Origin of the sequence: Acinetobacter guillouiae, assembly GCF_002370525.2 — a bacterium.
GTDB classification, from domain to species: domain Bacteria; phylum Pseudomonadota; class Gammaproteobacteria; order Pseudomonadales; family Moraxellaceae; genus Acinetobacter; species Acinetobacter guillouiae.
On the sequence record NZ_AP014630.1, the window covers coordinates 916,963 to 936,704 of the forward strand.

Genomic DNA, 19,742 nt, shown 5'->3' on the forward strand with positions numbered 1-19,742 from the left:
ATGAATGAATCTTTACGCGCACTACCGACATGGGCACAAGACTGGCCAATCGCTTATTCTGTGATTCAAGCCATCGTAATTTTGTTGGTTGTTGTTTTACTGGCCGCTTTGATGTCATTTATTGAACGTCGTTTGCTGGGCTTATGGCAAGACCGTTATGGACCAAACCGTGTTGGTCCTGGCGGGATGTTCCAGATCGTTGCCGACATGTTGAAAATCATGTTCAAAGAAGACTGGACACCAAAGTTTGTAGATAAGTTAACCTTCCGTTTAGCACCAGCAGTGGCAATGGCGACTGCAGTACTGTCATTCATGGTTATTCCTGTTTCACCTTACTTAGGTGTTTCAGACATGAGTATCGGGCTATTGTTCTTTATGGCAATGGCAGGTATCGCAGTATATGCGGTGTTATTTGGTGGTTGGGCATCCAACAACAAATATGCGTTACTAGGTGGTCTACGTTCAGCAGCACAAACCATTTCTTATGAAGTCTTTTTAGGGATTTCATTGATGGGTGTGGTGGCAATTGCAGGTTCATTTAACTTGCGTGACATCGTAGAAGCACAACGTGATGTATGGTTTGTGATTCCGCAATTCATTGGTTTCATGATCTTCGTGGTTGCAGGTGTTGCGGTAACGCATCGTCATCCATTTGACCAACCAGAAGCTGAACAAGAATTGGCAGAAGGTTACCATGTCGAATATGGTGGTATGAAATGGGGGATGTTCTTCGTTGCTGAATACGTCAACATCATTTTAATTTCAGCACTGATCGTGACTTTATTCTTTGGCGGTTGGTTAGCACCATTTAATTTAAATATTCCATTCATTCCAGATGCGTTCTGGTTCATTGCGAAAACAGCATTCTTTGTAATGATGTTTGTCTTGGCACGTGGTTCTTTAATGCGTCCACGTTATGACCAAGTGATGAATTTTGGTTGGAAAGTGTGTTTACCACTTGCATTGGTCAACCTTTTGGTGACTGGTGCTGTGATTCTGATGAATCAGGCCTAGGACAGCAGGGAGTACAAAATGTATAAAATTCTAGCTGGCGTAGGATCAATTGTTCGTTCGTTGTGGATGGTGTTTAGCCATGTCACACGCAAACGCGATACGATTTTATATCCAGAAGTGCCAGCCGAACAAATCGTACCTCCACGCTACCGTGGTCGTATCGTATTAACACGTGACCCAGACGGTGAAGAGCGTTGTGTTGCGTGTAACTTATGTGCGGTTGCATGTCCTGTTGGTTGTATTTCATTGCAGAAAGCTGAAAAAGATGATGGACGTTGGTATCCAGAATTTTTCCGCATTAACTTCTCACGCTGCATTTTCTGCGGTATGTGTGAAGAAGCATGTCCAACAACTGCTATTCAGTTAACACCAGATTTTGAGTTAGGCGAATATGTCCGTCAGGATCTTGTTTATGAGAAAGAAAACTTACTCATTTCAGGACCAGGTAAATACCCAGACTACAATTTCTACCGTGTAAGTGGTATGGCAATTGATGGTAAAGAAAAAGGTCAAGCGCAGCGTGAAAGTGCGCCTGTAGATGTACGGAGCTTATTACCATGATGTGGCCATTTTATTTAATGGCTCTCGTGGCCATTGTTTCGACGATTCGTGTTGTGACCAACACCAATCCAGTACATGCTTTATTAAGTTTGATCGTTTCTCTACTTGCTGTTGCAGGGATCTTCTTGATCATTGGTGCACCATTTGCAGCTGCGCTTGAAGTGATTGTTTATGCGGGTGCGATCATGGTGTTGTTCGTATTCGTGGTCATGATGCTCAACCTTGGTCAACATACAGTTGATCAAGAACGTAAATGGTTGACTTCAGATGCTTGGGCTTATCCAGCACTCATGAGCTTCTTAGTTGGCTTATGTTTGGTTTGGGTATTAGGTTCAGACTATACCCAACATGGTGCAGTACTTGGAACTCAAGTGATTGGACCTAAAGCAATTGGTCAAGCACTCTTTACCCACTATTTATTATTGGTTGAAGTTGCCGCAATGTTATTGCTTGCAGCATTGGTTGCAGCATTCCACTTAGGCAAACGTGAACCGAGTGCAGCAGAGGATAAACAGTAATGGGCAACATTCCTTTAGAACATGGTTTGATCGTCGCAACTATCCTTTTTGCACTGGGTTTTTACGGTGTAATGGTGCGACGCAACCTATTATTTATGTTAATGAGCCTTGAGATCATGATGAATGCAGCAGCATTGGCATTCGTTGTGGCAGGAAGTGCATGGGCACAACCTGATGGTCAAATTATGTTTATTTTGATCCTCACACTTGCTGCGGCAGAGGCTTGTATCGGTCTAGCGATCGTCCTCCAGTTCTATCATCGCTTCCATCATCTGGATGTAGATGCTGCTAGTGAGATGCGCGGATGAGTTATTTATATTTAACGATTTTATTTCCGCTGATTGGCTTTGTACTTTTAGCGGCAGGACGTAATAAACTTCCTGAAAATGTAGCAGCAATTATTGGTGCGGGTTCTGTTGGCCTCTCTGCTTTATTTGCATTGATTGCAGGCATGGACTTTGTTAAGCAGGGTTCAGTTGCGCAAGCACAGCATTTATGGACTTGGTTCAATGTAGGCGGTTTTGCACCGGGTGTAAGTTTGCATCTTGACGGCTTGTCATTGTTAATGATGGGCATGGTGACAGGTGTAGGTTTCCTGATTCACATCTTTGCAACTTGGTACATGCGTGGTGAAGAAGACTTCGCACGTTTCTTCTCATACTTCAACTTATTCGTTGCAAGCATGTTGGTGCTTGTATTGGGTGACAACTTAGCGTTGTTATTCTTAGGTTGGGAAGGCGTTGGTCTGTGTTCTTACCTGTTGATTGGTTATTACTACCAAAACCCTGCAAATGGTTTTGCGGCAATTAAAGCATTTACAGTAACGCGTGTTGGTGATGTATTCTTACTGATCGCATTGTTCTTGCTTTACCAACAATTTGGTACTTTACACATCGGCACGATTGTTGCCAATGCTTCACAAGTTCTCGCACTTGATCATAACTTGGCATTGATCACATCATTGATGTTGTTCTTGGGTGCAGCAGGTAAATCTGCGCAAATCCCATTACAAACATGGTTGGCAGATGCAATGGCTGGTCCGACACCAGTATCTGCATTGATTCATGCTGCAACAATGGTTACCGCGGGTATCTACTTATGTTGCCGTATGTTCTCTGTGTTTGAAATGACACCAGAAGTGATGCAGTTCATTTCGATTACGGGTGCTGTAACATTGTTGGTTGCTGGCTTTGCGGCTTTGGTTCAAACAGATATCAAACGTATTCTGGCTTACTCTACCATGAGTCAGCTCGGTTATATGTTTATGGCTGTGGGTGCAGAAGCGTATCAAGCAGGTCTGTTCCATATGCTTGCACATGCATTCTTTAAGGCATTATTGTTCTTGTCTTCTGGTGCGGTGATCTTGGCTTACCATCATGAACAAAACATCTTTAAAATGGGTGGTTTGTTCTACAAAAACAAATTCTTATTTGCTTGCTTCGCGATTGGTGGTGGTGCACTTGCTGCAATCCCATTTATCACGATCGGCTTCTTCTCAAAAGATGCAATCTTGGGTGCTGTTTGGGCGCAAGGTCAATCTGTCGCATTGTATAACTCATTGTATTGGGTTGGTGTTGCGGGTGCATTCTTAACTTCGATTTATACATTCCGTTTAATTTGGGTTGTATTCTTCGGTGAAGAAAAAACACATTATCACGAAATCAAAGGTGCAACGTATTGGGCGCCTTTAGGTATCTTGGCTGTTCTTTCAACAGGTTTGGCTTACTTCTTAAAAGCGCCAGTGATGAACATTTTAAATGCAGCACATATCCCTGCATTTGAAGTTTCTCAAGCGATTGAAGAAGGAATGCATGGTGCAGAACACCTTGCAGTCGGTATCGCATTGGTCGGTTTAGCTGTAGGCGTGGTGTTATTTGCTTTCGCTTATAAAGCGGTGCAAGGTTTTGCAGCCACTTCATTTGGTGCTGGACTTGCAAATATCTGCCGTAATGCATTTGGTTTCGATTCTTTATACAACCTTGTATTTGTTCAACCTTATTTACTCATTGCGAAAATTTTAGGTCGTGACCCAATTGATGGTTTATGGCTGGTATTACCTGCAATCGTAAATAGTGGGAATAAATTTACAAGTACCCGTCAAACAGGTTCATTACGTGAATATGCATCAAGTATGTCACTCGGTGTAGTGGTATTGCTGATGATCTTGATCGTGATTCAGGTAGTGGGGAAATAAGATGGAAATCACAAACAATTGGATTTTACCCGCACTGATTCTTGTACCTTTTATTGCAGGTTTCGCGTGTTGGTTGGTCGATAAACTTGATAAACATTTGCCACGTTATATCGCATTAGTCGGTATGCTCGTTACATTGGGCTTAACACTGATTTTGTGGAAACAAGGTGGCTTTAGCTATGAGTTGGGGGCGAAGACTCCAACTTGGGCAGCAGAATTTTATTTACCTTGGATTAAAACACTCGGTATTAACATTCATTTGGCTGTAGATGGTCTTTCATTGCTGATGGTGGGCTTGACTGCATTACTGGGTGTACTTGCAGTTGGCTGTTCATGGGGTGAAATTCAAAAGAATGTCGGCTTCTTCCACTTAAACCTATTATGGTCTTTGGGTGGGGTAATCGGGGTTTTCCTTGCAATTGATATGTTCTTGTTCTTCTTCTTCTGGGAGATGATGCTAGTCCCTATCTACTTCTTGATCGCTCTTTGGGGTCATAAAGGTGCAGATGGTAAATCACGTGTTTATGCTGCAACCAAGTTCTTTATCTATACCCAAGTCGCTGGCTTGATCATGCTCATTGGGATCTTAGGCTTAGTGGTCTACGGTTCTCAGATGTCAGGTACGATTAGCTTCGACTATAACTACTTACTTGCTGTTGCAAACACTTTAGATGCTCAGGCACCACATATTGCCTATGCATTGATGATCTGTTTCTTTATTGGTTTTGCGGTCAAGCTTCCAGTATTCCCATTACACGGTTGGTTACCAGATGCGCATGCGCAAGCACCTACAGCAGGTTCTGTAGACTTAGCGGGTATCTTGATTAAAACTGCTGCGTACGGTTTACTGCGCTTTGTATTGCCATTCTTCCCAGCAGCATCTGCACAATTTGCCGATATTGCGATTATTTTAGGTTTGATTGGTATTTTCTACGGCGCTTGGTGTGCTTTCCAGCAAACAGATATGAAACGCCTGCTTGCTTATACTTCTATTTCGCATATGGGTTTCGTATTACTTGCACTTTATGCCGGTAATATTCTGACATTCCAAGGCTTAATGATCATGATGTTGGCACATGGCTTGTCATCTGCTGCATTGTTCATTATGTGTGGTCAAGTGTATGAACGCTTACATACCCGTGACTTACGTTTGATGGGTGGTATTCGTGGTCAATTCCAGTATTTACCATTCTTCTTGATGTTCTTTGTCTCTGCGCTTGTGGGTATTCCAGGTCTAGGTAACTTTATTGGTGAATTCCTGATTTTGATGGGTTCATTCGCTAAGTTCCCAACATTTACCATTATTGCGGCAATTAGCTTGGTCTTTGCTGGTCTTTATGGTTTGATTCTGATCCACAAAGCTTTATTTGGTACGCCAAATGAAGAACAGAAAAAGCATTATGAAAGTCCATTAAAAGACTTGAATGTACGTGAAACAGTAATTCTATTGATCTGTGCATTTGGCTTATTATGGTTAGGTGTGTATCCACAAAGCTTCCTTGATATTTCTCACTCAAGTATGGCGTGGTTATCAAATAGCTATATTCCAGTTCAAGAAGTTGTTGATGCGGCACAACAAGTCGTATCTCAACAAAATGTGGAGATCCAATAGTCATGAACTTCACTATGTCATTTTCGGGTCTCATGCCTTTAGCACCAGTTTTTATTGTTGCTTTAACCGCTGTAGTGGTGATGATCCTAACCTCGATCAAGCGTAATCATAATTTGATTGCGACTGCATCGGTGGTGGGTTTAAACCTTGCTGCAATTGATATTTTATTCATGATGTTTGGTGGTTCATTTGCACCATCAAATGTGATGAACATGTTTGTGGTTGATCCATTTACATTGTTTTATCAATTTATTGCAGTAGTTGCAGCACTCGCATGCTGTACGTTATCTCACGCTTATATTGAAACCTATAAAGATAATCGTGAAGAGCTTTATATCTTGATGTTGATCTCTGTAACAGGGGCAATGTTAATGGTGGCAAGTTCTCATTATGCGTCGTTCTTTATTAGCTTAGAGCTTTTGTCAATTCCTGTGTATGGCTTATTGGCATATACGCATCAGCGTGGAAAATCGCTAGAAGCAGGCGTAAAGTATTTGGTACTTTCTGCAACCGCTTCAGCAATCTTGTTGATGGGTATGGCATACGTTTATGCTTATACCGGTACATTGTCATTTACTGACTTCCCAGGTTTGTATGGAAATCAGTTAGCACAAGTGCAACAAATTGCGTCTTTGGCTGACTTTATTGAACAGTTAAAAGGTTTCCTTGCTCAACCAATGATTTTGTTGGGTTCAGGATTAATCGTGATTGCGATTGCGTTTAAATTATCGTTGGCGCCATTTCATAAATGGACACCAGATGTTTATCAAGGTGCGCCTGCGCCAATCGCGACCTATCTTGCAACTGTTGCTAAAGTTGCAACCATTGGTTTATTAGTCCGCTTTATTTTAAGTTCAGGTTTCATTCTTGTACCGTCTATCGTGACTGTATTAACTGTGATCGCTGTACTTTCGATTTTAGTCGGGAACTTCCTTGCATTACGTCAAGTCAACTTAAAACGAATTTTGGGTTATTCATCGATTGCCCATTTCGGTTATTTATTGATTGCTTTGATTAGTTTAGGTTATGCAAGTTTAGGCAGTGTAAGTGTCTACGTGGTGACTTATACCTTAACTACGATTGGTGCTTTTGGTGCTGTCGCGTTAATGTCGAGCCCATATAACAATGTTGATGAAGCTGAGTCGCTTGCGGATTACCGTGGTTTATTCTGGCGTCGTCCAGTACTGACTGCCACCTTAACAGTGATGATGCTTTCTCTTGCAGGGATTCCATTGACCGCTGGTTTCATCGGTAAGTTTATGGTGGTGATTGCTGCTGTAACCACAGAACATTGGTTTTTAGCTGCTATGGTTGTGGTGGGTAGTGGTATTGGTTTGTATTACTACTTACGTGTGATGATCGTGATGTATATGACTCCACCAGATAATCCTCGTATTGATGCGGTTGATCATTGGGGACAAAAAGTGGGTGGTTTGATGGTGCTCGGCGCTGCTGCTTTGGTATTGATCATTGGTGTTTATCCAGATCCAATCATCAACTTGGCGTTAAAATCAGAAATTTTATCTCCTTTACATTTCTTGATGAGCCAACAACACTAATCGCAATAAAATCCTGCTATTAACAAAAAAAGCCCTCATTCATTGAGGGCTTTTCTTATCTCTGATATAAAAAACATTTATAATAATGGAAATTTACTTTTATCCTTTTAGGTGTCCTCCCGTGTCTATTCAAGAAATTCGTCATCCACTTATTCGTCATAAATTAGGTTTATTACGCCGTGCTGACATTAGTACTAAGAATTTTCGTGAACTCGCTCAAGAAGTAACCATGCTTTTAACTTATGAAGCAACCAAAGATTTACCTGTGTGTGATCATGAGATTGATGGCTGGAATGGTAAAGTCACAGTAGACAGAATTGCGGGTAAAAAAATCACTGTAGTGCCGATTTTACGTGCTGGTATTGGCATGTTAGAAGGTTTTTTAAATCTTATCCCAAGTGCTAAAGTTTCAGTTCTCGGTTTAGAACGTGATGAAGAAACTTTGGAAGCACGTACTTATTATAAAAAATTGGTTCCAGATGTACAAAATCGTTTAGCTATGATTATTGATCCGATGTTGGCGACAGGTTCATCTTTGGTTGCTGCGATTGACGTTTTGAAAGCAAGTGGCTGTAAAGATATCCGTGTTATGGTTTTGGTTGCAGCACCTGAAGGGATTAAACGTGTTGAAGCCGCACATCCTGATGTGACGATTTTCACCGCTTCAATTGATCAAGGTTTAAATGAACAAGGTTATATCGTACCAGGTTTAGGTGATGCTGGAGATAAAATTTTTGGTAGTGTGCAAAAAGATTAAAATTTAGTATCATCGAAGGAGGCTATAGGGGGCCTCCTTTTTAATGATAAGAGAATAAAAAATGTTTAGAAAAGGGACTGTTACCTTTTTCGATAATGATTTAGGACAAGGTCTAATTGAATTAAATGATCATCAACAAGTTGTTTTTAAATTAGAAGATTTTTCAAATCAGTTGCTTCTTCCTCAAATTGGTGAGCGGATTAAGTGTGTCGTTTTAGAGCAGAGTGATGGTTTATTTGCCAAATTTATCGTACGTTTAGATCATAAAAATTATGTGAATGATCAAAACAAGGTCTCTGTTCCACATCTTTATTCAGAAAATGCCTATGAACATATTAGAAATGTTCGCAAAGCGCTGAAAAAGAGGAGGGTGCTGACTGATGAAGGCTTACAGAACCCTCAAATGAAAATTCACACCGAACAAGGCATTTTACCTGACGCTATTCCAGATATTGACTTGGTTGCACAACAACAAGACACCTTTGTCGAGCCCATTCAAACAACAATCAATGACCCAGTACTTGAAGAATCGGGCGGAGATTTAAATCAAGCCAAAGAGATTGAACCTGTAGCGCAAACACAAGTTGACCTTTCCACTAAAGTTATCCAGAATACTGAATTGCAAGACCAAACTCATACAGTTGATAACATTAAACCCATTGAAGAAATTCATGCGATTACTGTTGTTGATGTGGGTAAAGAGAATCAAAACATTGAAATCACTGAGGGTAATCAGAGCGCAGTGTTGCTTAGCCCCTTAGAGGTGATAGAAGATGGTCAAAATTTTAAAGGGGATGATTTATATTTTAACAGCCAAATTGATCGGCAGTTGCTTGAAAAGCATATGGATTTAACTGCATTTCAACGTTTAATTCAAAAGTTGAAAGTTAAATTTTTATATTCCAAACGCAAACAAGCTGTCAAAAAAATTCGATCTGAAAAACGCAAAACGTTGAACCCTTGGGTGGTGATCGTCGCGGTGGTGATATTCATTGCGGTAAGTTCTGTGATGTATGCAATGGATCGTTATAAGCAGTACAAAGTTGAGGCTGAAATGAGACTTCAACAATATCAACAAGAACAAAAGGACAAGATTAAACAGCAGAAACGAAAGGCATATTCACACTAAACATCTGAAACGAGTTGAATATATTTTACGATTCATACTTATTTTAAAAGAGAAGTTATATGTTTTATTTGGGGCAAATCATTGAATATCATCATGATAAAGGTTACGGACTTTTATTGGATCATAATTCAGCGCAATCTGTAATATTTTACATCGCTGATTTTCCAAAAGAAGGTGGTCAGCCGAAAAAAGGGGAAACCATAAAATATGTAATCATCAATGCACATGGAACATTGAAAGCACATCAAATGATTCGTTTAGATGTTGCGATGAGTAATGACTTAAAAAATAAAAAGATCAATATTGATAAGCAAAAAAATATTTTAAGACGAGGCAAAAATGAAGGGCAGAAATTCGGTTTTATGTCTGTGGTGATTTTGGTGATTGTTTTTGGCTTCGTTTATTTTAGTTTTGCCACATGGAATCAATACCAAACCTATCAGGAAGAACAACATGCTAAATTTGCATTGTTAGAACAACAACAGAAGCAAATCGTTGAGCAACAGCGCAAAGAGATTGGTTATGTCAAACCAGTAAAGTTTAGTGAAAAATCCCAAAATGCTTTAAATAGTTATCATCATTCAGTGCAAAAACAGAATGAAGTAGAATCTGTACAAAGCAACACCACTGTATCGACAACAGCATCAACGGCAAAATCACCTTATCAATGCGATGGTCGTACCCATTGCAGCCAAATGACATCTTATGATGAAGCAGTATTTTTTATTACAAATTGCCCCAATACACAAATGGATGGTAACCATGATGGTCGACCATGTGAACGGCAATTTGGTAAGTAGTTGTGCTAATCGAATAATTATAAAAAAAGCTCCAAGAGGAGCTTTGGTTTTAACCATTTTCACAAAATTTTAAGAAGGCTCTTAAGCCCGGTCCTTGGTACTTTTGACGATGAACCAGCATATATAGTGGGCGAGCAAGTTGCCAGAATGGGGTATTTAAAATCACCAATTGTCCTTTGTCGAGCAAAGGCTGAATTGCCAATTTAGAAATACATGACATTCCTAGACCTCCAGCAACGATTTTTAAAATCGCTTCATTATGACCTAGGGTTAAGCGGATATTGGCATCTTCAAGATCTTTTAGAATGGCATTGTCAAAGACTTCACGTGTTCCAGAACCTTCTTCACGTAAAATCCATTCAACATGCTGGAAGTCAGACTGCTTTAATTCACGATGTAAATTTGCCAGTGGATGATTAGGCGAACAACATACCGCGAGTTCGTCATCGCGCCAGTGAATGCATTGAAGTTGTGGTAGGAAGCATGAACCTTCAATCAATGCCAAATCGAGTTGGAATTGGTTGACCGCTTCAATCATTTGGCGGGTATTACCAACTTGAAGCTGTAAATGTGCTTGAGGTTGAACTTGTAAAAAGTTTGCCATTAAGTCGGGCATTAAATAATCACTGATGGTCAGTGTTGCACCAATCCGTAAATCAATACTTTGTAGTTCACCTTTGGCTGCTTGTTCAAAGGCTTCACAGCGACCTAAGATTTCTAAAGCTTGAGGAAGTAAGAAACGACCAAGATCATTAAGCTGTAAGCGCTTACCAAGACGATCGAAAAGCGGAGCACCCAGTCCATCTTCTAAATCTGCCAAAGCCATACTTGCCGCACTTTGAGTCAACCGAACCGCATCACTTGCTTTGGTCACGGTACCTTCTTGAGCGACAGCAACAAAAACCGCCAACTGGCGTAAAGTCATTCGCATAAGTAGAGCCTTAACATTTTAATATTCATAGATTATATAGTCATGCTACCATGAGGACTATGTTTCATGCCACGAAGAAATCATGTCAATTGAAAAATTTAGCATAGAAAAGGTTTTGTCTGTTCAGCGTTGGACCAATACACTTTTCAGTTTCACCATGACTCGACCTGCCCATTTTAAGTTTACCGCAGGGCAATTTGCTCGTATTGGTTTAAAAGTGGGTGATGATTTGGTGGTAAGGGCATATTCCGTGGTTTCATCCCCATTTGATGAAACACTCGAATTTTTTTCAATCGTTGTTCCTGATGGTGCATTTACCTCCAATTTACAGCATTTACAAGTTGGTGATGCGCTTTATTTGGAAAAAATCCCCTATGGATTCTTAACCTTAGCACGTTATCAATTGCCATTGCCTAAAGATTTGTGGTTATTGGCAACTGGCACAGGCCTAGCACCTTTTATTTCGATGCTACAAGATTTTGAAACTTGGTCAAAGTACGAAAAAATCAACTTGGTGTATAGCGTAAGAACTGAATCTGAATTGGCTTATGTCGATCGGATCCAAGAGATTGCCCAGCTTTTTGGTGAGGGGCATACTGGCTTTAAATTTATCCCGATTGTTACGCGTGATCCCAATGCAGCCTTACATGATCGTTTACCGATTTTGATTGAAAATGGTGAATTGGAAAAAGCCGCTGATTTAAAATTCAATGCAGATACTACCCATGTCATGCTATGTGGGAATCCACAAATGGTAGATGACACCAAAGCCGCATTAAAAGCCCGTGGTTTAACGATGAATCGTCGCGGTGAAGGCAATATTGCTGTAGAGAATTATTGGTAAATCACTGGATAGGCATCAGCAATTTTATCAATCATTTTAGATGAGAGAAGCGGATAAGCGTCTTCTCTTAAATTCTTTAATGTCAGAACCAAACACTTTTTAGCTTAAAGATGATTGCTGAGTGAGTGGTGCGTATGCTGTTAATCGCTCGGTTGAATAAGCTTTTGCATCAACACATGTATCTTGATTGAGCATCAATTGTCTTAATAACTGTGCTGAAGCAGGTCCCATACATAAGCCATTACGGTAATGTCCAAAATTTGCCCATAAATTATTCAGTTCAGGCATTTTTCCAATATATGGAATGCCTGTTGGTGAACTTGGACGTAATCCTGCCCATTGCTTGACGATGGGGAAGTTTGCCAATTCAGGCACCATTTCGATACAGGCTTTATAAATATTTTGTTGTGTTTGTACATTTGGACGCTTATCAAATCCGATATGGTCCATGCTTGAACCGCATACGATATGACCATCTCGGCGTGGGATCAAATACATCACATTGTTCATACACATGGTGGGTAACCAGTTTTCCGGGGTTTTAAATAACATCATTTGTCCCTGAACAGGCTCTACTGGGATCGAAAGCTGTAATTGTTCCGCCCAGCAATGTGACCATGCACCCGTCGCAATCACAAATTGGTCTGCGACAAAACGTTGTCCATTGGCACTTTCAACAGACTGAATTTTTTGATTTTGAATATTAAATTTTTCGATCCATGTATTTTCATACACTTCAACTTGAGGGTGTTGTTTGAGGTAGCTAATCAGTGATTTAAGAAGTCGTGGATTTCTAATATTGGCTAAATGTGGAAAATAAATTGCATGTTGAAACTGTGCTGAAATATGGGGGTTGACGGTTTCAAGCTGCTCTCTTTGCAGGTATTCACAATGCTGCATCGGTTCTTGATGTTGGTCTTTATAATTCAGTCCAAGCTCAAAATCTGCTTCGTCAAAAATTAACATTCCTGTGTCATGGATTTGAAAGTCTATCCCTGTTTTAGGTTGTAGTTTCTCATTCCATTGTTGGTAAAGTTGTTTGCCGTGTTGTGCCAGATGATTGACTTCATTGGGATATCTCCACGGATACATGGGTGACAGAATACCGCCACCCGCCCATGAAGCAGCATGTCCAGCATGTTGTTGATCGAACAGAGTGATGCTGCAGCCTTGTTCAACAAGCTCAAGCGCGCTGAGTAAGCCACTTACTCCAGCACCAATAATGGCGATATGCATTGTGTATTCTGTACCAATTTAGATTTTTAATCCCCACCTGCAAAAGCAATACTGCTTATCTTTTGAAAGAGAGGATTTTCCATTCACGACTGAATCAGTCATAGGCAGCTCCCTTTTTAAAAGGTGAGGAACTATGAGCTCAGTAAGGGAGGGATGATTTACTTCATCTCTTTTAATTGACGTGCTGCATCTTCTGCATAATAGGTCCAAATACCATCTGCACCTGCACGACGGAAGCACATCAAGGATTCCATAATCACGCTTTCAGATAACCAGCCATTTTGGATGGCTGCTGCAAGCATGGCATATTCACCACTGACTTGATAAACAAAGGTCGGGACACCAAAGGTATCTTTAACTTCACGTACCACATCCAAATACGGCATACCGGGTTTGACAATCACCATATCCGCACCTTCTTGAATATCAAGGGCGATTTCATGCAGTGCTTCAGCACGATTACCGACATCCATTTGGTAGTTATACTTATTACCACCTTTTAGGTTGGATGATGAGCCAACTGCATCGCGGAAAGGACCGTAGAAACTAGACGCATATTTTGCAGAGTACGCCATGATGCTGGTATAAATAAAATCGTTACTTTCTAAAGCTTGGCGGATTGCACCAATACGGCCGTCCATCATGTCACTTGGCGCGATCACATCTGCACCTGCTTCAGCATGGCTTAAGGCTTGTTTGATCAGGCATTGAACCGTTTCATCATTTAATACATAACCTGTATCGTCAATAATGCCGTCCTGACCATGTGTGGTATAAGGATCTAATGCACCATCCGTGATGAGTACCATCTCAGGCAGTTCTTTTTTTAACAAACGTAAAGTATTTTGAACTAAACCGTCTTCATGCCACGCAGCTTCAGCTGTTAAACTTTTGTCTTGTTGTGGTGTAACGGGGAATAAGGCAAGTTTTGATACACCAAGTTCTAATAGGGTTTCTGCTTTTTTCAACAATAAGTCTGCTGACAATCGTTGAACATTTGGCATACTTGGTACATCTTGGCTTTGGTTTTGTCCCGGAAGTACAAATACTGGATAAATGAGATGATCTGCTGTGAGTTGAGTCTCTCTTACCATTGCTCGAAGCTTATCGTTTTTACGGATACGGCGCATACGAGTAGCTGGAAAAGCAGGACGATTGAACGTATAAGTCATAACAATCTCGATGTTCAGTATTAAACTAGGCATATATTGTAGCCCTTTCATATATTTTTTGGGAAAAAGCTGAAAATTTTTCTCAATATTGGTTTCGAAATGATGATGAGTGATTCTTCTAAAACTGATTCTGCGCCTAGCGAATCGCAAAAAAAGTGGACTGGTAATTTACATTTAGGCGCGAAAGCAGATCTAAATGTGGTGCTTAACCAACTCACTAAAGCGTTTAATGGTTCGCCTTATTTTTCACATAACAATATGCAAATGCGTGTTGTTAATGATGAGATTGAAGGCTATATCGAAATGAAACCGTATTTGATTGGCAATGTCGCATTTCAAATTTTACATGGTGGTGTGGCCGCGACATTGTTGGATAGTATTGGTGGAATTGTGGCAATGGGGGAGCTGTATAAACGTGCAGAGCCAGATCAATTGCCAGACACATTAAAGAAAGTTTCTCGTTTAGCAACAGTCGATATGCGTGTGGATTATCTTGCACCTGGACGCGGTGAATACTTTATTGCCAAAGCTGAAACCTTGAGAATGGGGCGTAAAGGTTGCACAATGCGTATGACCATGTTCAACAATGAAGGTAAGGCGATTGCAACAGCCATTGCTTCTTATGCCTATTGATCAAGCTGACTAAGTGTACTAATCAGTACACTTTTGTATTCATTGTGTCAATATAAGCCAGTAAAATACATATTTTACTGGCTTATTTTTTCTTAAAAAAATATGAATATCAATAAGATTGACCTCTTTTATAAAGATAAACTATAGAGTAATATTTTTATTCTCATAATATGATTTTTACCTGTAAAATTGGGCACCACAATTTTAAGAAGTTGACTTATTCAACCATCAAGCAACGTCATATAGATATGATTAAGCAGTTTTTCAGTTTATATCTCCAAAATGCAAAGATGTTTTGACAAGTCCAAGTAAGCTAGGAACATGCGATGACTGACGCGCAAACGACGAATGCCTCTCCAAATGATGAAAATCAAGCGCAAGCGGATTTGGAAGCCAAACAAAAACGTAAAAAAATGCTGAAGATTTTTGCCATTATTGTTGTTGTAGCTGCAATTCTATATGCAATTTGGGCTTTTATTTTTGGCAACATTGTTGAAACGGACAATGCCTATGTCGGTGCTGAAACTGCTGAAATCACCTCAATGGTCAGCGGACAAGTTGCTGAGGTTTTGGTCAGTGATACTCAACAAGTGAGAAAAGGCGATGTACTTGCGATTATTGATAATCGTGATGCAAAAATCGCTGTTGCAGAAGCTGAAGCGGCGTTGACCAAAGCCAAGCGTCAATATACACAAAGCTCGGCAAATAGCAGTTCATTGTCCTCACAGATTTTAGTCAGTGCAGATGATATTAACAGTGCCAAAGCACAAGTGGCGCAAGCCGATGTGGCGTATCAACAAGCACAGCAAGAGTTTGCCCGCCGTCAGCAGTTAAGCGCGACAGGTGCAATCTCTAAAGAAGAATTTAGCAAAGCACAAAGTGCTTTAAACAATGCTAAAGCAAATGTCGATGTGGCAAAAGCAGCATTGGCGCAAACAGAATCTAAACGTAAAGCTGCACAAAGTAATTTAGATGCCAATGAAGCTTTAATTCGGGGGACCTCACAAAGTTCAACCCCTGACGTATTGGTGGCTCAAGCCAAACTTGATCAAGCACTTTTAGATTTACAACGTACAGAAATTAAAGCGCCGTTAGATGGTGTGATTGCCCGTCGTAGTATTCAAGTGGGGCAACGTATTGCACCTGGGACAAGTTTGATGAAAGTGGTGCCTTTGGCTGAACTTTATGTGGATGCAAACTTTAAAGAAAGTCAGTTGCAAAACGTGAAAGTTGGTCAGAAGGCAACCCTCACTTCAGACCTCTATGGCAAGAAAGTAGAGTATCACGGTACGGTGATCGGCTTTTCTGGTGGTACAGGTTCAGCATTTGCGTTGATTCCTGCACAAAATGCGACAGGTAACTGGATTAAAGTGGTTCAACGTCTACCTGTACGTATCAAACTCGATCCTAAAGAGTTGGCTGAGCATCCATTACGTGTGGGTTTATCCATGAATGCTGAGGTTGATACCTCTTCAGCGAAGTAATCACTTATGAATACAGCAACGTTTCAAAGTGAGCTTAAAGGTGGGCGATTACTTCTTGCCGCCTTCTTTTTAGCACTTGCCAATTTTATGGTCGTACTGGATATGACCATCGCCAATGTTTCTGTGCCCCATATTACCGGAAGTTTAGCAGTATCAAGTTCTCAAGGGACTTGGGTGATTACCTCCTATGCCGTTGCTGAAGCCATCTGTGTACCTTTAACTGGTTGGCTTGCAGGACGTTTTGGTGCTGTTCGGGTATTTACCATCAGTTTGATTGGTTTTACTACATTTTCAATTCTTTGTGGTTTATCCAATAGTTTGGCGATGTTAGTGATCTGTCGTATCGGACAAGGTTTATTTGGTGGTCCAATCATGCCACTTAGTCAAACTTTGTTGATGCGTATTTTCCCACCCGAAAAACATTCCCAAGCAATGGGGATGTGGGCAATGACGACCGTTGTTGGACCGATTCTAGGCCCTATTTTAGGCGGTACAATCAGTGATAATTGGTCATGGCATTGGATTTTCTTTATCAATATTCCAGTGGGTGTGATCTGTGCTGTTGGGGTGATGCGTCTATTAAAAGTTGCTGAAACACCGATTGCTAAACTCCCGATTGATACCATTGGCTTAACGCTGCTGATTGTTTGGATTGGCGCATTACAGTTAATGCTCGATTTGGGGCATGAGCGGGATTGGTTTAATAATAGCTTTATTTGTATTTTGGCTGTGATTTTGGTGGTTGGATTTATTGCCTTTTTCATCTGGGAATATTATGAAAAACATCCCATCGTCAATATACAAATTTTCCGATACCGTGGCTTTACCATCGCAACAATCTCATTGGCTTTTGCCTTTGCGGCATTCTTTGGCAGTATTGTACTTATTCCACAATGGTTACAGATTAACTTGGGCTATACCGCATCTTGGGCAGGTTATCTGACTGCGACAATGGGCTTTGGTAGCTTGATGATGTCACCTGTGGTTGCCAAACTTGCGACTAAATATGATCCGAGAGCCTTGTCCAGTTTTGGGCTGATGATTTTGGGTGGCGTCACATTAATGCGTTCATTTTGGACCAGTGATGCTGACTTTATGGCGCTGGCGTTACCACAGATTATTCAAGGTTTTGCTGTACCGTTCTTCTTTATCCCACTGTCTAATATCGCTTTAGGTGTGGTACGTCCAGATGAAGTGGCTTCTGCTGCGGGTTTGATGAACTTTATGCGAACCATGGCAGGGGCAATTGGTGCATCTATTGCTGTGACCATTTGGGATGATCATACCAAGCTGGCACGCAGTGAAATCGTGTCGACCATGCATGTTGAGGAAACTCAGCGTAACTTGGTCAACAGTGGCTTTAGTCCTGAAATGGCGTTGGGTACTATTTCCAACTTGGTGGATAAAGAGGCTTTAACGCTTTCGGTTAATCATGTGTTTTTGATTTTTGCGATGATCTTTATTTTCGCAGGATTGATTATTTGGTTATGTCCAAAACCGAAAGGGAATGTCGGCGCAGGGCATGCACATTAGAATTTAAGTTGTATAGAAGCCTACTGAAAAGTGGGCTTTTTTATCGCTGTAATTGGGATGAAGCAAGACTATTTTTTGCTATTTTATCTATTGATCAAGATCAGGGTATAATACAGCGATTGTGTACCGCGATGAGTAATGTGTATGAAGCCTGAATTCCAGCAAGGAAAAATTAAACAATACGATGCCGATAGAGGATTTGGCTTTATTGGTGGACTTGAACAAGATATTTTCTTTCATATTTCGGATTTTCCGCTTGCAGAGGGTGAGCCAAAGCGAAATGAAAGAGTTAAATTTATCGTTGTTGAAAATAACGGCAAGTTAAAAGCAACGAAAATTGAGCGTGTTGAAGATCAATCAGCAAAAGCCAAAAAGACTAGAATTGTTGAGAATAATAAGTCGATTACCAATAATTTGTTGTCTAATTTTAGAAAGTAATAACTTGGGCTCGACCTTATTACACCTTTAACTTACTGAAAAAAAATGATCTTGGCGGAGTCTTACTGAATTCTCATTCAATTTCAGGATCAGCCTGCTGCTCGCCCTACTTTTGTTTCGACATGAGGAGCTAAGCTCCTCAAGGGTAACCATCTTGCGCAGCTACATCGCTGCTCACCGCAAAACTCGTCGACCACCAGCAACGGATTCAATGAATCGCAGAAACAATACTTTATCAATGAAGTCCTGCCTCAGACAGTTGCGGATGACGTTTCCGAGTATCATATTTCATCAAGAGTTTTATATCGAACTCAGGTTAATAGATATTTGGTTTCAAGGGCATTTGATTTAAATGCCTTGTATCTCTAAAAGACCAATTAAATTTAATGTTTTGCCAGCTATCTATTGGCTTTTGTGTATGAACAGGATCAGAGTAAATTATTGGGCCATCCCATCTTGAATGATCCTAGGGATTATTGTGGATAGGGATTCCCCTTAAATTCCTAAAATTATCTGATAAGGTTTAAACCCATCCAATACGACATTAGCAATCAAATCAATAAATGGTCCAGTATTATCATTCGCCATCCATTGATCTAACGCTTCATAGTAAGCTAATCGATTTTCTACAGTAATAACACTTGGTGGATAACCCGCTTTAAGTAATTCAAGGTTCATCAATAAGCGAGATGTGCGCCCATTTCCATCAACAAAGGGATGGATCGCTACAAAATCTGCATGAACTTTGGCTGCTCGTTCAACTGGGTGTAATTTATGAGCATCACGATTATACCAATCAATAAACTGAGCCATTTTGTCATTGAGCAATGTGTGGTCTGGTGGGGTAGTCGTAGCACCTGAGATTAAGACATTTTGTTGACGGTATCGCCCAGCATTTTCATCATCAATATTTTTTAAGATGAATTGATGAATATTACGAATTTGCCATTCTGAAAAGGGTTCTTGCCTTTTGATAATATCTTCAACATACAAAATTGCATCACGATGATTGATCGCTTCAAAATGCTCTCTTAATGCTTTACCACCTATCGTAATTCCTTCAAGGACAACCTTAGTTTCTAACAAGGTTAAAGTATTGCCTTCAATGGCATTGGAGTGATAAGTCCAACGTAATATGAGGTCTTCGTGTAGATTTTTGACAATTGTAGATGAAAGAGGTCGATGCTGATCTAATTTAGCTTTTAAATCATCAATGATCTCAAACATGTTTTATCTCTACAGACGAAATAAAATGATCATACATGAAAAAATGATTGCAATAAAATCTAACCGCTACCTCTATCATTCGCTGTATGGCGAGGAGAGC

The 19,742-nt window shown here is 40.4% G+C and carries 19 protein-coding genes; 15 read left to right on the forward strand and 4 right to left on the reverse strand.

The genetic code is table 11. The features are described 5' to 3' along the window. The 10 genes from nuoH to AS4_RS04325 all read left to right on the forward strand — a co-directional run bounded on the left by nuoH (position 1) and on the right by AS4_RS04325 (position 10,144). A complete protein-coding gene (gene nuoH / locus AS4_RS04280; RefSeq protein WP_004819331.1) occupies positions 1 to 1,014 on the forward strand; it encodes an NADH-quinone oxidoreductase subunit NuoH in 1,014 nt (337 codons plus the stop codon). A gap of 18 nt (positions 1,015 to 1,032) precedes the next feature. Next, the gene (gene nuoI, locus AS4_RS04285) at positions 1,033 to 1,575 is read left to right on the forward strand and encodes an NADH-quinone oxidoreductase subunit NuoI (protein WP_004722835.1); all 543 of its coding nucleotides are present in this window, start codon (positions 1,033 to 1,035) and stop codon (positions 1,573 to 1,575) included. After that, positions 1,575 to 2,093 carry an NADH-quinone oxidoreductase subunit J gene (gene nuoJ, locus AS4_RS04290; RefSeq protein ID WP_171066894.1) on the forward strand — a complete coding sequence of 173 codons (519 nt, stop codon included), beginning with the start codon at positions 1,575 to 1,577 and terminating at the stop codon, positions 2,091 to 2,093. Before nuoI ends, nuoJ begins: the two co-directional genes overlap by 1 nt. Continuing rightward, positions 2,093 to 2,401, forward strand: a complete 309-nt coding sequence (gene nuoK / locus AS4_RS04295) for an NADH-quinone oxidoreductase subunit NuoK (protein WP_004722831.1) — start codon at positions 2,093 to 2,095, stop codon at positions 2,399 to 2,401. The genes nuoJ and nuoK overlap by 1 nt, the downstream gene beginning before the upstream one ends. Next, on the forward strand, positions 2,398 to 4,287 hold the full coding sequence (gene nuoL, locus AS4_RS04300) for an NADH-quinone oxidoreductase subunit L (RefSeq protein ID WP_004722828.1): 1,890 nt from the start codon (positions 2,398 to 2,400) through the stop codon (positions 4,285 to 4,287). Before nuoK ends, nuoL begins: the two co-directional genes overlap by 4 nt. Before the next feature lie 7 nt (positions 4,288 to 4,294). After that, positions 4,295 to 5,899 carry an NADH-quinone oxidoreductase subunit M gene (gene nuoM / locus AS4_RS04305; RefSeq protein WP_171066895.1) on the forward strand — a complete coding sequence of 535 codons (1,605 nt, stop codon included), beginning with the start codon at positions 4,295 to 4,297 and terminating at the stop codon, positions 5,897 to 5,899. Positions 5,900 to 5,901: 2 nt separating this feature from the next. Next, positions 5,902 to 7,458, forward strand: coding sequence for an NADH-quinone oxidoreductase subunit NuoN (gene nuoN, locus AS4_RS04310; RefSeq protein WP_004819337.1), 1,557 nt, complete (start codon positions 5,902 to 5,904; stop codon positions 7,456 to 7,458). Between the two features lie 121 nt (positions 7,459 to 7,579). Further along, entirely contained in the window at positions 7,580 to 8,215 is a 636-nt protein-coding gene (upp, locus tag AS4_RS04315) for a uracil phosphoribosyltransferase (protein WP_004722821.1), read from the forward strand. Positions 8,216 to 8,276: 61 nt separating this feature from the next. Then, entirely contained in the window at positions 8,277 to 9,344 is a 1,068-nt protein-coding gene (locus AS4_RS04320; protein WP_096733326.1) for a hypothetical protein, read from the forward strand. 59 nt (positions 9,345 to 9,403) lie between these two features. After that, on the forward strand, positions 9,404 to 10,144 hold the full coding sequence (locus tag AS4_RS04325; protein ID WP_096733327.1) for an excalibur calcium-binding domain-containing protein: 741 nt from the start codon (positions 9,404 to 9,406) through the stop codon (positions 10,142 to 10,144). A 49-nt stretch (positions 10,145 to 10,193) separates the two neighbouring features. Here the strand turns inward: AS4_RS04325 and gigC are convergent, their stop codons facing one another. Further along, positions 10,194 to 11,075 carry a LysR family transcriptional regulator GigC gene (gigC, locus tag AS4_RS04330; RefSeq protein WP_004722815.1) on the reverse strand — a complete coding sequence of 294 codons (882 nt, stop codon included), beginning with the start codon at positions 11,073 to 11,075 and terminating at the stop codon, positions 10,194 to 10,196. 82 nt (positions 11,076 to 11,157) lie between these two features. Between gigC and AS4_RS04335 the strand changes: the two genes are divergently transcribed. Further along, complete coding sequence (locus AS4_RS04335; RefSeq protein WP_034611069.1) at positions 11,158 to 11,919, forward strand: ferredoxin--NADP reductase; 762 nt, start codon at positions 11,158 to 11,160, stop codon at positions 11,917 to 11,919. A 99-nt stretch (positions 11,920 to 12,018) separates the two neighbouring features. Here AS4_RS04335 and thiO read toward each other — a convergent pair whose 3' ends face one another. Together thiO and hemB are read right to left on the reverse strand one after the other, a co-directional pair. After that, positions 12,019 to 13,155: a glycine oxidase ThiO gene (gene thiO / locus AS4_RS04340; protein WP_096733328.1), complete on the reverse strand. Its 1,137-nt coding sequence runs from the start codon at positions 13,153 to 13,155 to the stop codon at positions 12,019 to 12,021. 158 nt (positions 13,156 to 13,313) lie between these two features. After that, on the reverse strand, positions 13,314 to 14,327 hold the full coding sequence (hemB, locus tag AS4_RS04345) for a porphobilinogen synthase (protein ID WP_016539219.1): 1,014 nt from the start codon (positions 14,325 to 14,327) through the stop codon (positions 13,314 to 13,316). A 99-nt stretch (positions 14,328 to 14,426) separates the two neighbouring features. On the opposite strand from hemB, the gene AS4_RS04350 reads away from it, so the two are divergent. The 4 genes from AS4_RS04350 (at position 14,427) to AS4_RS04365 (ending at position 18,415) form a co-directional block, all read left to right on the forward strand. Further along, the gene (locus tag AS4_RS04350; RefSeq protein WP_004722808.1) at positions 14,427 to 14,960 is read left to right on the forward strand and encodes a thioesterase family protein; all 534 of its coding nucleotides are present in this window, start codon (positions 14,427 to 14,429) and stop codon (positions 14,958 to 14,960) included. Between the two features lie 326 nt (positions 14,961 to 15,286). After that, positions 15,287 to 16,444, forward strand: coding sequence for an HlyD family secretion protein (locus AS4_RS04355; protein WP_004722805.1), 1,158 nt, complete (start codon positions 15,287 to 15,289; stop codon positions 16,442 to 16,444). 6 nt (positions 16,445 to 16,450) lie between these two features. Beyond that, positions 16,451 to 17,977, forward strand: a complete 1,527-nt coding sequence (locus AS4_RS04360; protein WP_004819350.1) for a DHA2 family efflux MFS transporter permease subunit — start codon at positions 16,451 to 16,453, stop codon at positions 17,975 to 17,977. A gap of 144 nt (positions 17,978 to 18,121) precedes the next feature. Further along, positions 18,122 to 18,415 (forward strand): cold-shock protein, encoded by a 294-nt coding sequence (locus tag AS4_RS04365; RefSeq protein WP_004819352.1) that lies wholly within the window; start codon positions 18,122 to 18,124, stop codon positions 18,413 to 18,415. Between the two features lie 495 nt (positions 18,416 to 18,910). Here AS4_RS04365 and AS4_RS04370 read toward each other — a convergent pair whose 3' ends face one another. Continuing rightward, positions 18,911 to 19,642: a Fic family protein gene (locus AS4_RS04370; RefSeq protein WP_096733329.1), complete on the reverse strand. Its 732-nt coding sequence runs from the start codon at positions 19,640 to 19,642 to the stop codon at positions 18,911 to 18,913. Positions 19,643 to 19,742: the final 100 nt, after the last annotated feature.

Bases quoted from the DNA above. Each gene is read 5' to 3' on its own strand.
- AS4_RS04365 (WP_004819352.1), top strand. From the start codon at position 18,122: ATGAAGCCTGAATTCCAGCAAGGAAAAATTAAACAATACGATGCCGAT.
- nuoI (WP_004722835.1), top strand. From the start codon at position 1,033: ATGTATAAAATTCTAGCTGGCGTAGGATCAATTGTTCGTTCGTTGTGG.
- AS4_RS04360 (WP_004819350.1), top strand. From the start codon at position 16,451: ATGAATACAGCAACGTTTCAAAGTGAGCTTAAAGGTGGGCGATTACTT.
- nuoJ (WP_171066894.1), top strand. From the start codon at position 1,575: ATGTGGCCATTTTATTTAATGGCTCTCGTGGCCATTGTTTCGACGATT.
- AS4_RS04350 (WP_004722808.1), top strand. From the start codon at position 14,427: ATGATGATGAGTGATTCTTCTAAAACTGATTCTGCGCCTAGCGAATCG.
- nuoN (WP_004819337.1), top strand. From the start codon at position 5,902: ATGAACTTCACTATGTCATTTTCGGGTCTCATGCCTTTAGCACCAGTT.
- thiO (WP_096733328.1), bottom strand. From the start codon at position 13,155: ATGCATATCGCCATTATTGGTGCTGGAGTAAGTGGCTTACTCAGCGCG.
- AS4_RS04335 (WP_034611069.1), top strand. From the start codon at position 11,158: ATGTCAATTGAAAAATTTAGCATAGAAAAGGTTTTGTCTGTTCAGCGT.
- nuoL (WP_004722828.1), top strand. From the start codon at position 2,398: ATGAGTTATTTATATTTAACGATTTTATTTCCGCTGATTGGCTTTGTA.
- nuoH (WP_004819331.1), top strand. From the start codon at position 1: ATGAATGAATCTTTACGCGCACTACCGACATGGGCACAAGACTGGCCA.
- AS4_RS04355 (WP_004722805.1), top strand. From the start codon at position 15,287: ATGACTGACGCGCAAACGACGAATGCCTCTCCAAATGATGAAAATCAA.
- gigC (WP_004722815.1), bottom strand. From the start codon at position 11,075: ATGCGAATGACTTTACGCCAGTTGGCGGTTTTTGTTGCTGTCGCTCAA.
- AS4_RS04370 (WP_096733329.1), bottom strand. From the start codon at position 19,642: ATGTTTGAGATCATTGATGATTTAAAAGCTAAATTAGATCAGCATCGA.
- AS4_RS04320 (WP_096733326.1), top strand. From the start codon at position 8,277: ATGTTTAGAAAAGGGACTGTTACCTTTTTCGATAATGATTTAGGACAA.
- nuoK (WP_004722831.1), top strand. From the start codon at position 2,093: ATGGGCAACATTCCTTTAGAACATGGTTTGATCGTCGCAACTATCCTT.
- hemB (WP_016539219.1), bottom strand. From the start codon at position 14,327: ATGACTTATACGTTCAATCGTCCTGCTTTTCCAGCTACTCGTATGCGC.
- AS4_RS04325 (WP_096733327.1), top strand. From the start codon at position 9,404: ATGTTTTATTTGGGGCAAATCATTGAATATCATCATGATAAAGGTTAC.